This window comes from Acidisoma sp. (assembly GCF_965199065.1).
Classification (GTDB): domain Bacteria; phylum Pseudomonadota; class Alphaproteobacteria; order Acetobacterales; family Acetobacteraceae; genus Acidisoma.
This window is the reverse complement of record NZ_CBDAQN010000001.1, coordinates 1,558,818-1,572,419: the sequence shown is the minus strand read 5'-3', so window position 1 is coordinate 1,572,419 and position 13,602 is coordinate 1,558,818. Positions and strand designations below refer to the sequence as shown.

Here is a 13,602-nt window from a genome sequence, read left to right as displayed (position 1 = left end):
ATCATGGACAAGATCCAGCACTACATCGGGGGCCGCCTCACCTCCGGCACCTCGACTCGCTTCGGGAACGTCTTTCAGCCTGCCGATGGGTCGGTCGCCCGCCAGGTCACGCTCGGCACGGCCGCCGATGTGGATGCGGCCGTTCGCGCTGCCACCGCCGCCTTCCCGAAATGGGCGGCGACGACGCCGCTTGCCCGCGCGCGCGTGATGTTCCGCTTCCGCGACCTCATCGAGCAGAACGCGAAGAAGCTCGCCGCCATCATCACCGACGAGCACGGCAAGGTGCTGTCGGATGCGCTGGGCGAGGTCACCCGCGGCATGGAGGTTGTGGAATACGCAACCGCCGCCCCCGAACTGCTGAAGGGCGACTTCACCGAGCAGGCGGGCCGCGACATCGACGCCTATTCCATGCGCCAGCCTCTCGGCGTCTGCGCCGGCATCACGCCCTTCAACTTCCCGGTCATGGTGCCGCTCTGGATGCTGCCGATGGCGCTTGCCTGCGGCAATTGTTTCATCCTCAAGCCATCCGAGCGCGACCCCAGCGCCTCTCTGTTGATCGCCGAGCTTCTCAAGGAGGCCGGACTGCCGGACGGCGTGTTCGGCGTGGTGCACGGCGACAAGGAGGTTGTGGACGCCATCCTGGAGCATCGCGGCATCCATGCGGTGAGCTTCGTGGGCTCCACGCCGATCGCCGAATACATCTACAACACCGGCATCAAGCACGGGAAGCGCGTGCAGGCGCTGGGCGGCGCCAAGAACCACGCCGTCATCATGCCCGATTGCGATCTCGAGAAGACCGTCGATGCGCTGATGGGCGCGGCCTACGGCTCGGCCGGCGAGCGCTGCATGGCGATCTCGGTGGCGGTTGCGGTCGGCGGCATCGGCGACAAGCTGGTCGAGACGCTGGCGCCGCGCGTGCGCGCACTCAAGATCGGGCCGGGCACGGACAACACGAACGAAATGGGACCGCTGGTCACCCGCGTGCATCTCGACAAGGTCACCGGCTACATCGACGCCGGCGAGGCCGAAGGCGCCCAGCTGGTCGTCGACGGTCGTGGGCTCAAGCTGCAGGGCTACGAGGAGGGCAACTTCATCGGCGGCACCTTGTTCGATCATGTGAAGCCCGAAATGAAGATCTACAAGGAGGAGATCTTCGGCCCCGTCCTTTCGGTGGTGCGCGCTGACACATTCGAAACCGCGCTTGACCTCGTGAACACCCACGAGTTCGGCAATGGCACCGCCATCTTTACCCGCGACGGCGACAGCGCGCGCGATTTCGCGCATCGTGTCCAGGCGGGGATGATCGGCATCAACGTGCCGATCCCGGTGCCCATGGCCTTCCATAGCTTTGGCGGCTGGAAGCGGTCCCTGTTCGGCGACCATCACATGCACGGCCCCGAGGGCGTGCGCTTCTTCACCCGCTACAAGGCTGTCACCTCGCGCTGGCCTACGGGCATCCGCGCCGGCGCCGATTTTATCATGCCGACGCTGGGATAGCGCCAAGTAGCCCTACCGCCTTCTCTCGGCTTGACTTTACCGGGCCTGCTGCCAAACCTCACCTCAGGATAAGGGCATGGCAAAAGCCCGGAAGGTGAGGAAATGACCAATAGCGAGACATTCGTGCCCGGACCGTCCGGCGCCGCCGCAGCCCAGACTGCGCCCGCGAAACCGGCGCTCGAGATGAGCAACATCAGCAAGACCTTTGGTCCGGTCAAGGCGCTGACGAATGTGTCGCTGACCGCGTATCCCGGGGAAATCCATGCCCTGATGGGCGAAAACGGCGCCGGCAAGTCGACCCTGATGAAGATCCTGTCCGGCGCCTACCACGCCGATTCCGGCGGCGAAATCCGCATCGACGGCAAGCCGCTCGAGATCGGCAGCCCGCAGGCAGGCCGGCGCAGCGGCATCGCAGTGATCTATCAAGAGCTTGCCCTCGCGCCCAACCTTACCGTCGCCGAGAACATGTTTCTGGGCGAGGAGAAACGACGTAACGGCATGATCGACCGTGCGGCGATGAATGCCGCCGCGCAGCCTTATCTGGATCGTCTGGCGGCGCCCTTCAGCCCTGCGGCCAAGGTCGTCTCACTCTCCATCGCCGAGCGCCAGCTGGTCGAGATCGCACGCGCGCTCGCGGGCCATCCGCATATCCTGGTGATGGACGAGCCGACGACCTGCCTCTCGGCGCGCGAGGCGGAGAAGCTCTTCACCATCATCCGCACGCTGAAATCCGAGGGTATCGCGATCATCTACATCAGCCACCGGATGGGCGAGGTTTACGAACTCTCCGACCGCGTCAGCGTGTTGCGTGACGGCGCGATGGTTGGCACGCTCATGCGCTCGGAGTTGAGCGCGCAGACGCTGGTGCGCATGATGGTGGGGCGCGACCAGTCCTCTTTCTACACCAAGGCGCATCGCGCGCCGGAGACGGACCGCAAAATCGCGCTCGACGTACGCAACATCGATGATGGCCGCCGCGTCCACGGCTGTTCCTTCAGCGTAGCCGAAGGCGAGGTGCTCGGCATCGCCGGGCTCGTGGGCTCCGGACGGACGGAACTCGCCCGGCTTGTCTACGGCGCCGACCCGAAGAAGCAGGGCCAAGTCTTCGTCAACGGCACCGAGCGCCAGATCACCAACCCGCGCCAGGCAATCGACGCGGGGATCGTCTACCTGACCGAGGATCGCAAGATCCTCGGCCTCTTTCTCGATATGAGCATCAGCGGCAACGTCAATATCAACGTGCTCGACGAGGACGCGGGGCCCGGGGGCGTGCTCAACCTCGCCGCGGCCCGCCGCCGCGCCGCCGCCGCCATCAAGAAGCTCGGCGTCCGCGCGCCCAACGCCGAAATCAACGTCGGCAGCCTTTCCGGCGGCAACCAGCAGAAGGTGCTGCTGTCACGTCTTCTCGAAAGCAAGCCGAGGGTTCTCATCCTCGACGAGCCGACGCGCGGCGTCGATGTCGGCGCCAAATCGGAAATCTACCGGATCATCGATGACCTTGCCCGCACGGGGGCGGCGATCGTCGTCATTTCGAGCGAGTTGCCGGAGGTGATCGGCGTCTCGGATCGCGTGGTCGTCATGCGCGACGGACGGCTCGTCGGCGAGGTGACGAGCCATGCCGGCGCTCCGATCACGCAGGAGGCGATCATGGAGCTGGCGACCGACGTGACGGCGGCGAGGGCCGCCTGAATGCAACCCGGTGACGAGGGCGTGAGGGGTATTTGTAATGGCTGACGTTGCAAGCGAACCGGTAGCCGCCCGGCAGGCCGACATCACCCACAAGCAGAGACTGCGGAACTGGTTCCAGTTCGCGGGCATGCTGCCGGTCCTCATCCTGCTCTGTATTGGCTTCGGCATCGAGAACGAACGCTTCTTCAGCCTGACCAATGCATCGATCGTGCTTCAGCAGGCGGCGATCAACACCGTGCTCGCCGCCGGCATGACCTTCGTCATCCTGACCGCGGGGATCGATCTCTCGGTCGGCTCGATCCTGGCGGCATCCGCGATGGGCGCTTTGCTCGTCTCGCTGGTGCCGCATCTGGGCATGCTGGGCATCGCGGCCGGCCTCGGCGTCGGCCTGCTGTTCGGCTGCATCAACGGCTTCCTGATCTCCGTCGTGCGTCTGCCGCCCTTCATCGTGACCCTCGGCTCGCTCACCGCGGTGCGCGGCATCGCCCGGTTGATGGGCAGCGATACGACGATCTTCAACCCGAGCCTGCCCTTCGCCTTCATCGGCAACGCGACGCTGTTCGGCGTGTCATGGCTCGTCATCATCGCGCTGATCGTCGTGCTGCTGTCCTGGTTCATCCTGCGCCGTACCGTGCTCGGCACCCGCATCTATGCCGTCGGCGGCAATCCGGACGCAGCCCGCCTGACCGGCATCAAGGTCGGCGGCATCCTGATGTTCGTCTACGCCACCTCGGGGTTTCTCGCCGGGCTCGGCGGCGTGATGTCGGCGGCCCGGCTTTACGCCGCAAACGGTCTGCAGCTCGGGCAAAGCTACGAGCTCGACGCGATCGCCGCCGTCATTCTCGGGGGCACCAGCTTCACGGGCGGCATCGGCTCGATCTGGGGCACGCTCATCGGCGCGCTCATCATCGCCATTCTCACCAACGGCCTCGTGCTGTCGGGCGTCTCCGACATTTGGCAGTTCATCGTGAAGGGGCTGGTCATCATCGGCGCCGTCGCGCTCGACCGCTACCGTCTCGACCACAACGGGCGCACCTGAGCAGCGCCCGGGTTCAAGTTTCGCATGCGGGGGATCAACCTCCGCATGAGGAGGCGGCCCCATGCCACCCGGGTCCGTTTATGTCTCCAAATTATTGAGAGGAACGACAATGAATAGCTTGCGTCTCGGACTTTCGCAGATCGCCATGGGAGTGGTGCTGGCGGCGGGCCTGTCGAGCACGGCGATGGCGAAGGACATCAGCGTGGTCGGCATCACCGTGGGCTCGCTCGGCAACCCCTACTTCGCGGCCACCGACAAGGGTATCGTCGCCCGCGCCAAGAAGATCACGCCGAACGCCAAGATCATCGCCGTCTCCTCCGACTATGATCTCAACAAGCAGTTCACGCAGATCGACAACTTCATCGCGGCCGGCGCTCAGGTCATCATGGTCAACGCCGCAGACCCTGTTGCGATCGCGCCCGCGCTGATGAAGGCGCACAACGCCGGCATCGCCATCGGCGCTTTCGACGTGGCCGCCACCGGCGCCGACGTGACAGTGATGACGGACAACGTGAAGGCCGGTGAGCAGGCTTGCCAATACATCGTCGATCACCTGCCGAACCATGCCGGCAACGTCATCATCGTCAACGGCCCGCAGGTCTCCTCGGTCATCGACCGCGTCAACGGCTGCAAGAAGGTCCTGGCCACCGCCTCCGGCATCAAGATCCTCTCCGATGACCAGAACGCCATGGGCTCGCGCGACGGCGGCTTCTCGGTCGGGCAAAACCTGCTGACCCGTTTCCCGCATATCGACGCCGCCTTCGGCATCAACGACCCGACCTCGATCGGTCTCGAACTGGCCGCGAAGCAGCAGAACCGCCACGACTTCTTCATCACCTCGGTGGACGGCGCGCCGGACATCGTCGGCGAGATCAAGAACAAGGACGGCATGATCAAGGCGAGCTCGGCGCAGGACCCTTACGGCATGGCCGCCGAGGCCTACTCCTACGCGGTCGATGTTGCTAACGGGAAGGCGCCACCGGCGAAGGTCATTCTGCTGACGCCCACGCTCATCACGATCGACAACATCGCGAGCTACAAAGGCTGGGACCCCACCAAGGCGCAATAACGGCTTCGCCCAACTCCGATCGCCAGTGGTTGAAATCGCGGAAACACTCCGGATTTCAACCACGAGCGACTTATAGAGACATTACTTACTCATAACTTTTTCACGCCGGTGAGAAATTCGCGTTCCAGCTTAAGACTTCTCCAATGATCTCTGTGTAGCCTCTGCATAGAGCGATCTATGGAGAGCAACATGGCGGAAAAGATCGAGAAGAAGACTGGAAACGGCCTGAGGCGTTTTGCGGCGGTTGAGGGCGATATGATCGTCAACCGGCCACCTCGACGTTCGATCACGGGTATCGAGTTCGCCAATCAGATATCCCGCATGCTTCTGGACCAGCCTGACGCCACCGGCAACCATATCTATCCCTGCAAAATCGCAAATGTCTCCGATGAGGGGTTCGGCGTTGTGTGCGGGGCGGCGCGGACCATTCCCCATCCATTCCATACAGGCGGCCAACTGACGTTGCAGGAGTCGGATGGGGAGCGGGTCCGGGTTGAAATCCGCTGGATCAAAAGCGATCGTCTCGGCCTCCGCCGCTTGAGCGCAAGGCCAACGCGGATGGCGTGACTACAGCCTCACCCAGCGCTCCTCACGTGACGACAGCAGAGCCGCATCGATGACGCGCTGCACCTCATAGGCCTCACGGAAATCGGCGAAGGGCTTCGGACCGCCCGCCAGCGCCGTCAGGAAGTTGCGGATCTCGATGACCTTGAGGTCGTTGAACCCGATCTGGTGGCCGCCGGCGATGCAGAAGGCACCATAGGGAGGATGCTCCGGGCCGGCGCAGATGGTGCGGAATCCGTTCCGGGTGCCGTCTGCCTCCACCTTGTAGTAGTGCAGCTCGTTGAACCGCTCCTGCGAGAAAACCAGAGCGCCCTTCTCGCCGATGACCTCGAATTCCAGCTGCATCTTCCGCCCGGAGGACAGCCAACTGGTCTCGATGGTGCCACGGCAGCCGCGGGCAAAACGCACCAGCAGCCGCGCCTGATCGTCGACTTCCACCGCGCGCATTTCCTCGGGCCTGCCCGCCAATGGGCGGCGGTCGATGACGGTCTCCATGTCCGCGATGAGTGCGTCGATCGGCCCCAGCAGGAAACGCGCCATGCCGATGATATGGCTGCCGATGTCGGCTATGGCGCCGGCGCCGCCCGCCGGGTCTAGCCGCCAGGTCCAGGGCGAGCGCCGGCTGATCATGAAATCCTCGGCATGGATGCCGCGGAAACCCCAGATTTGCCCAAGTTCGCCGGCCTCGATCATCTCCCGCGCCAGCGCCAGCATCGGGTTGCAGATGTAGTTGAACCCCACCTGGGTCACGACACCCGCGCGTTCCGCCGCCATGGCCATCGCCAGCGCCTCGTCCGCCGTGGGCGCCAGGGGTTTCTCGCAGTAGACGGGCTTCCCGAGCGCGAGCGCGGCGAGCGAGATTGGCGCGTGCAGTTTGTTCGGCGCGGTGATGTCGACCACATCCACCGCCGGGTCATCCACCAGCGCGTGCCAGTCGCCGACCGCGCGCGCAAAGCCGTAGCGCGCCGCGGCACCCGCCGCGAGTTCCTGCGTGGCATCGGCCAGCAGTTCCAGCACGGGCTCCAGGGGAAGGTCGAAGACGGCGCCGACGCTGCGGAAACCGAGCGCATGGGTGCGGCCCATGAATCCGGACCCCACCAGTCCAATACGGATCGGTTTTTTCATGTTCTATCCCTCCTGGAACGCAAGGTCCATTTTATCGCATGGATGCTGGGTTGCGTCATCCTGATTTGGGAAACCTGCCGCCTCATGTCACATCTGCCGCGATGCAACGGAGTGCGAAGCTTGGCCGACGGGGTAAAAAGCGCGTGGAATTTCGGCAGTGACAACGTGGCGCCCATCGCGCCCGAGATCATGGCGGCGCTCGCCGCGGCCAACAGTGGCAATGTCGGTTCCTATGGCGCAGACCCCTGGACGGCGCGGCTGACCGAGCGCCTCCGCGAGATATTCGAGACCGATCTGGTGGCTTTTCCAGTCGCGACCGGAACGGCGGCCAATGCACTGGCGCTTTCCGTGCTCGTCCCGCCGTATGGCAGCGTGCTCTGTGCCGAAGACGCTCATATCAACACGGATGAATGCGGCGCGCCTGAATTCTTCACCGCAGGCGCGAAGCTCGTCGGGCTGCCCGCACCCGACGGTCGTATTCAGGCCGAACAGCTTTCAGTGCCCATCGAGCATGCCCGGGCGCTCGGAGTGCATTACGTGCAGCCGGCCGCTGTCAGCATCACCCAGTCCACGGAATGGGGCGCCGTCTACACGCCGGATGAGATCGCGGCTCTCGGCGATGCCGCCAGGCCGCATGGGTTGCCACTGCATATGGATGGGGCGCGCTTCGCCAATGCGCTTGTGCATCTTGGCTGCACACCCGCGGAAATGACCTGGAAGGCCGGGGTGAAGGTGCTCTCCTTCGGCGCCACCAAGAACGGCGCCATGGCCGCCGAGGCCGTCATCTTCTTCGACCCCGATCTCGCCCGCGGCTTCGAGCAGCGGCGCAAGCGCGGCGCTCATCTCTGGTCCAAGATGCGCTTCATGAGCGCGCAACTCGTCGCCTATCTCGAGGACGACCTCTGGCTGCGCAACGCGCGCCGCGCCAACGCCATTGCCGGCCGGCTCGCCGATGGGCTCGGCGCGCTCCCGGGCGTGCGGATGCTCCACCCGGTGCAGGCGAACGAGCTGTTCGTGGTGATGCCCGAGGCGATGGTCGCTGCATTGCTGGCCGAGGGCTTCGGCTTCTACCGCTGGTCGAGCCGGGTGGAGGGTAACGACGCCGTCATTCGCCTCGTCACCTCGTTCGCGACCGATCCGGATGGCGCCGAAGAGCTGATTGCCGCCGCCGCGCGGCTCGGGAACCGGTAGCCGCCTACTTAACGGCGCCCATGGTAAGGCCGCGGGCGATGTATTTGTGGACGATGATGCCGCCGATGATGACGGGCGCACAGACGAGCGTGGACGCCGCCATCACCTGGGGCCAAGGGATCACGTAGCCGCCGAGATAGGACAGCACGATGGTCGGTGCCGTGCGCGCATCCTCGGAGGGTGTGAGGATGAACGCGTAGAGCATGTCGTTCCAGGCGAAGATGCCGGAGAGGATCGCCGAGACGGCGATGCCGGGCTTCACCAGCGGCAGGGCGATGCGTAGAAAGATCGAGATACGGCTGAGCCCGTCGAGTTGGGCGGCCTCTTCGAGCGCCACCGGCACCGAGCTGAACTGATCGACCAGCAGCCACACCACCAGCGGCACGATGAAGACCTGGTAGACCAGGATGAGCACGATGGGGTTGTTGATGAGGCCGAGGTAGGAGGCGGTGAGGTAGAAGGGGATCAGCACCACGACCGGCACCAGCATCCAGTTGGTCACGTACCAGAACCATACGTCCCGTCGCCCGCGGAAGCGGTAACGGGCGATGCCGTAAGCCGCCGGCGCGCCGACCAGCAGGCCGAGCGCCACCGCGCAGCCGGTCACGATCACCGAGTTGAGCAGGTTCGACAGCACGTCGGTATTCTCGATCGCGTCGGTGTAGGCGGCGATCGTCGGGCTGAAGAACCACTTCGGCGGGATCGCGAAGAGGTCGGTCTCGGTCTTCAGCGACCCGGCCACCATCCAGTAGAGCGGGAACAGAATGATGATGAGGGTCGCGATGAGAGCGACCGCCTGCAGGATCCGCAGAAGGGTGGCGCGCGCATCGGCCATCAGTCCATCTCTCGGTAGAAGACGCGGATGTAGACGCGGGCGAGCAGGATCGACATCACCAGCATGAGGATGGATTCAGCCGAGGCGAGGCCCACATCGAAGCCGCGGAAGGCCATGCGCTCGATCTGCATGACGGCGGTTTCGGTGGCGGTCCCCGGGCCGCCTTTCTCGATCGTGTAGATCATGTCGAACTCTTTGATCGTGAAGGCGGTCTGGAACACCAGCGCGGCGGTGATGCCGGGCCACATGAAGGGCAGCTGAATGTCGCGGAAGCGCGGCCACCAGCGCTCGGTCTCCAGCATCGCGGCCTCGTCGATATCCTTCGGCACCGTCGAGAGGGCCGCCGAGAGCACCAGCGCGACGAACGGCGTCCACTCCCAGATCTGCACGATCATCACGGTGACGAAGGCGGCGGTCGGACGCCCGAGCCAGTCGATCGCCGGAACATCGAGTTTGCCGAGCAGATGGTTGATGATGCCAAGCTGTTCGTTGAACATCAGCTGCGTCAGCAACCCGACGACCGACGGCGTGATGGCGATGGGGATGACGAGGCATATCTGCAGCAGCCGGCGCAGGAAGGCGAAGTTGTCGCTGTCGAGCGCGAGCGCGATCATCATGCCGAGGAAGAGCTCGATCGGCAGGGTGATGACGATGAGCACCAGGGTGCGGACGACGCTGTCGCCGAAGTCGCTCGATTCGAAGGCGTGGATGTAGTTCTGCAGACCGCTGAAGGCGGGCGGCGCCATGCCCATGACCCAGGACTGCAGCGACGCGATCAGCGTGTAGATGACGGGGTAGAGACCGATCGCCAGCAGCAGAATGACCGAGGGGAGAATGAAGAACCACGGTTCCATCTTCTCCCTCCAGGTCGGAGGGATGGCGGCCATGGGTGGCGCGCGGTCCTGCACGTCATCGCTCATCATGCAGCTCCGCGCGCCATCATCAGCTTACTTGTAGAGCGACATTGCCGCTTCGGGGTTGTTGATCTTACCCCAGCAGTTCGAGCTCTTCATGTAGGCGGTCAGATCGTTCTCCATGCTGTCGAGGCCGGACTTGACGGCCACTTGGCCCAGCTCGATCCGCGAGCCCCAGTCGGAGACGATGTCGGAGAAGCGCGGGTAGCACTCCATCTGCGGGCGCCAGTCTGGCACCGTCGCGGTCTGCCAGGTCTTGACCATCGGCGCGAGGTTGGGGAACTGCGCCTGCACCGAGGGATCTTCGTCCGCGCCCTGGCGCGCCACCACCGCGCCCCCGAGGATGAGCGGCTTCGCCTCTTCCTTGGAGGTCAGCCACTGGATGAACAGATAGGCCGCGTTCTGGTGCCGCTTGTTGACCTGCGAACTCACCATGTAGGCGAAGCCTCCGAAGGCCGAGTAAGCCCCCTTCGGACCCGCGGGTTCGGTGGTGATGCCGAGGTTGGCGCCGAGGCCCGAGCTGCTGAGCGTCGGGAAGAACGCCGACCATTCAGTGATCATCGCGACCTGCTTTTGCGCGAACATCTCGACAACCTGGCTGTGGTCGTCGGAGACGATGCCGTCCGGCATGTTCTTCAGCAGGCCCTGGCGAAAGGTGATCCCATCGACCGCATCCGGCGAGTTCACGACCACCGTCTTGTTTGCGTAGTCGATGAACTTGCCGCCCCAGGGCCATAGGAAGCGGGCGAAGGCGTCGGCGGTCTGCGTCTCGCCACGGGCCGACTGCAGCGCGTAGCCGTAGACGTTCTTGCTCTTGTCGGTGAGCTTCGGCGCGTAGACGTTCGCCAGCTCATCCCATGTCTTGGGCGGACCATCGAAACCCGCGGCCTTCAGCAGGGCCTTGTTGTAATAGAGCAGCCCCGCATAGGAATCGAAGGGGAGACCGTAGAGCTTGCCGTCGACCGTGAAGCTCGCCAGCCAAACGGGGAAGAAGTCTTTCAGGTCGAGGTCGGGATCGGCCAGCTTGGTGTTCGAGGTGAAGTGGCTCAGTGGCAGAACCCAGCCCGGATCGGCGAAGTTCACCGGCCACACGACGTCTGACAGGATCGCGTCGAACTGGCCGCTGTTGGAGATGAAGTTGAGCGTTTCCTCCTTAAGCGCATCTTCGTAGGGGAAGATGTTCCAGGTCACCTTGATGCCGGTCTCCTTCTCGAACTCCGGCGTCAGCTTCTGGGCGATCGCGTAGCTTGGCCGATCGAGGCCGACCACGGTGATCGCCGTGCCCTTGTAGGGGGCTGCCGCATCCTGCAGGGACCAGGCGTGGGCGTGGCTGACGCCGACCGACATGACGGCCGCCGCGGTGATTGCGAGGGTCCAGCTTTTCACGCACGTTCCTCCTAAAATGAGGCCCGATGCGTTGATCGCAGCCGGGCGGTTTCTGAACCGGGAGGGCTCTCCTGAAGAAACCCGCCGGAGAGCGCTGCCAGCCAGACGAATTGTTATCCGTAACACTATCGTGTAGTTGAGGTTCCGCGAGAGTGTCAACGGCGCCGTAGAAGACCGTTGCGAGGAAAGACCGATAAGGGGGATTAATGGCGGAAGTCGGCATCGAACGCCTGCACAAAAGCTTCGGCGAGACGGCGGTTCTCAACGATATTTCAATGCAGATCCACCACGGCGAATTCATGGTCTTCGTGGGCCCGTCTGGCTGCGGCAAGACGACGTTGCTGCGAAGCATTGCAGGACTCGAGAAGCCAAGCGCCGGCCGCGTGACGATTGGCGGCGATGACGTGACACGCTGGCCGCCGGCGCGCCGAGGCGTCTCCATGGTGTTCCAATCCTACGCTCTTTATCCGCACATGACGGTGCGCGAGAATATCGCGTTCGGGCTGAAGGTCGCGAAGGTTGCGAAGGAGGATATCGCCGCTCGCGTTAAAGACGCCGCCGCCGTCCTGCAGATCGAGCACCTGCTGGATCGCAGGCCCAAGGAACTGTCAGGTGGCCAGCGCCAGCGCGTCGCCATTGGCCGCTCAATCGTGCGGCAGCCGAAGGCGTTCCTGTTCGACGAGCCACTCTCCAACCTCGATGCCGAGTTGCGCGTGCAGATGCGCGTGGAACTCGTCGGCCTTCATGATCGCCTCGGCGCGACGATGATCTACGTGACCCACGACCAGGTCGAGGCGATGACGATGGCGGACCGCATCGCGGTCCTCAACCGCGGCCAGGTGGAGCAGATCGGAGCGCCGCTGGAACTGTACCGCTATCCGCGCAATCTGTTCGTGGCGGGCTTCATCGGCTCGCCGCGCATGAACCTGATGCCGACCGTCGTGCAAGCCACCGGCCCCGCGGGGGTGACGATCCTACTTCCGGGCGGCACGCCCCTCCTGGTGCCGGTGTCGGCAGAGGGCATCAACGCGGGCCAGTCGCTGACCCTCGGATTAAGGCCGGAGCACATCGGGATCGGCGAGGCGGTCGGCGGTCCGGGCGAAGCGTTCCTCACCGCCCAGGCGAAGCTGGTCGAGCATCTCGGCGGCGAAATCCTGGCTCACGTCGTGCTCGCGGACGGCACGGCGCTCAACGTGAAGACGCATGGGCACGGTGATGTCACGCGGGAGTCTGATGTTCAGCTCGGGGTGCGCGGCGAACTTGCCTACCTCTTCACCGAGGCCGGAGCTTGCCTCGCATCGCTCCGCCCGCGCGAGATGACAGACTGACCATTCAAATCTGAACGGCCCGGCTGAGGTCGACTCACCGCAGGATCTTGCCGGCGATGTCCTCCATCGCGGCCGGTGGCTTGTCACGAGGCGGCGTTCCTGTCAGCTCCATCACCCAAGGGTAACGCTCGGCCTGCTTCAGATCATACCCGAGGTTGAACACGGTGGCGCTCTTCGGGCAGTCGCGCGAGTTCTCGTGATAGGACTGGAAAAGCTTGTCCGGCAGAAAGCTCACGATGCCGTAGTTGCCGTTCTCGTTCTGGAAATGGTGCATGAGATGGTCTCGCTTCAATCTCTGGATGAAGCGGTTCTTCGGTTTGTAGTTTAGATGCTGAATACAGTGGACGAACTCGTATACGCAGGTGGTAACGAGAGCCGTGGCAAAAGCGGCAGCGGCTCCGGTCCTGCCCGCGATCATGTAACCGATCGGTCCGGTGATGATCAGCATGGTCGGGATCGTATTCAGGGGCGAGCCGAAGAGCACCTCCAGCTTGTGTGGGTCCTGGTGATGGTCGAAATGGATGCGCTTCCACAGCGACGCGGTCCAACGCATCCGGTAAAGCCAGTTCCCGTGGAGCACGAAGCGGTGCAGCCCGTACCAGATGAGGGGGTAGACGACGAAGACCGCGAGCATCGGCAGCACGATCGCAAGCCCACGCTGCGCGGTCATCAGCGCGTATGCGGCGAAGAGCAGAGCCAGCAAGGTATAGAGGTTGATCGCAGGGTATGAGAGATAAGCGGCCCAAAGCTCGGGCAGCGTCATCTTCCCCAGATCGTAGGTGCGGCCTCGCCAGCCTCGACCCCAGCCGAATTTCTGAACCATCGCCTATCGCCGCTAGCCTGGTGAGCTAGCAATAAAGATTGCGCCCAATACCACGGAGGATGACATGCTGGGTCAATCTTTGGCAACGGCACAATTCGTGTTGTCAGCGATACGAATTGCTTTCGCAAAAGATCCGGTCGCG

Annotated in this window: 12 protein-coding genes; 7 read left to right on the top strand and 5 right to left on the bottom strand. The window is 63.9% G+C overall.

The features are described 5' to 3' along the window. The first annotated feature begins 3 nt into the window (after positions 1-3). The 5 genes from ACOEQ1_RS07385 (at position 4) to ACOEQ1_RS07365 (ending at position 5,861) form a co-directional block, all read left to right on the top strand. Complete coding sequence (locus ACOEQ1_RS07385; protein ID WP_419758541.1) at positions 4-1,497, top strand: CoA-acylating methylmalonate-semialdehyde dehydrogenase; 1,494 nt, start codon at positions 4-6, stop codon at positions 1,495-1,497. Positions 1,498-1,599: 102 nt separating this feature from the next. Beyond that, entirely contained in the window at positions 1,600-3,186 is a 1,587-nt protein-coding gene (locus ACOEQ1_RS07380; protein ID WP_419758540.1) for a sugar ABC transporter ATP-binding protein, read from the top strand. A 37-nt stretch (positions 3,187-3,223) separates the two neighbouring features. Further along, positions 3,224-4,225, top strand: a complete 1,002-nt coding sequence (locus tag ACOEQ1_RS07375) for an ABC transporter permease subunit (protein ID WP_419758539.1) — start codon at positions 3,224-3,226, stop codon at positions 4,223-4,225. A 109-nt stretch (positions 4,226-4,334) separates the two neighbouring features. Beyond that, complete coding sequence (locus ACOEQ1_RS07370) at positions 4,335-5,294, top strand: ABC transporter substrate-binding protein (RefSeq protein ID WP_419758538.1); 960 nt, start codon at positions 4,335-4,337, stop codon at positions 5,292-5,294. Positions 5,295-5,483: 189 nt separating this feature from the next. Further along, a complete protein-coding gene (locus tag ACOEQ1_RS07365; RefSeq protein ID WP_419758537.1) occupies positions 5,484-5,861 on the top strand; it encodes a hypothetical protein in 378 nt (125 codons plus the stop codon). On the opposite strand, the gene ACOEQ1_RS07360 is transcribed toward ACOEQ1_RS07365, so the two are convergent. Then, positions 5,862-6,983, bottom strand: coding sequence for a Gfo/Idh/MocA family protein (locus ACOEQ1_RS07360; protein WP_419758536.1), 1,122 nt, complete (start codon positions 6,981-6,983; stop codon positions 5,862-5,864). Between the two features lie 120 nt (positions 6,984-7,103). Here ACOEQ1_RS07360 and ACOEQ1_RS07355 point away from each other — a divergent pair, with 120 nt between their 5' ends. Then, positions 7,104-8,174, top strand: coding sequence for a threonine aldolase family protein (locus tag ACOEQ1_RS07355; RefSeq protein ID WP_419758535.1), 1,071 nt, complete (start codon positions 7,104-7,106; stop codon positions 8,172-8,174). 4 nt (positions 8,175-8,178) lie between these two features. Here ACOEQ1_RS07355 and ACOEQ1_RS07350 read toward each other — a convergent pair whose 3' ends face one another. The 3 genes from ACOEQ1_RS07350 to ACOEQ1_RS07340 are packed head-to-tail and all read right to left on the bottom strand — an operon-like array spanning position 8,179 to position 11,309. Further along, a complete protein-coding gene (locus ACOEQ1_RS07350) occupies positions 8,179-9,009 on the bottom strand; it encodes a carbohydrate ABC transporter permease (RefSeq protein WP_419758534.1) in 831 nt (276 codons plus the stop codon). Further along, entirely contained in the window at positions 9,009-9,929 is a 921-nt protein-coding gene (locus tag ACOEQ1_RS07345) for a carbohydrate ABC transporter permease (protein ID WP_419758533.1), read from the bottom strand. The genes ACOEQ1_RS07350 and ACOEQ1_RS07345 overlap by 1 nt, the downstream gene beginning before the upstream one ends. Positions 9,930-9,956: 27 nt before the next feature. Then, a complete protein-coding gene (locus ACOEQ1_RS07340) occupies positions 9,957-11,309 on the bottom strand; it encodes an ABC transporter substrate-binding protein (RefSeq protein ID WP_419758532.1) in 1,353 nt (450 codons plus the stop codon). 206 nt (positions 11,310-11,515) lie between these two features. Between ACOEQ1_RS07340 and ACOEQ1_RS07335 the strand changes: the two genes are divergently transcribed. After that, complete coding sequence (locus tag ACOEQ1_RS07335) at positions 11,516-12,637, top strand: ABC transporter ATP-binding protein (RefSeq protein ID WP_419758531.1); 1,122 nt, start codon at positions 11,516-11,518, stop codon at positions 12,635-12,637. A 34-nt stretch (positions 12,638-12,671) separates the two neighbouring features. On the opposite strand, the gene ACOEQ1_RS07330 is transcribed toward ACOEQ1_RS07335, so the two are convergent. After that, entirely contained in the window at positions 12,672-13,460 is a 789-nt protein-coding gene (locus tag ACOEQ1_RS07330; protein WP_419758530.1) for a sterol desaturase family protein, read from the bottom strand. Positions 13,461-13,602: the final 142 nt, after the last annotated feature.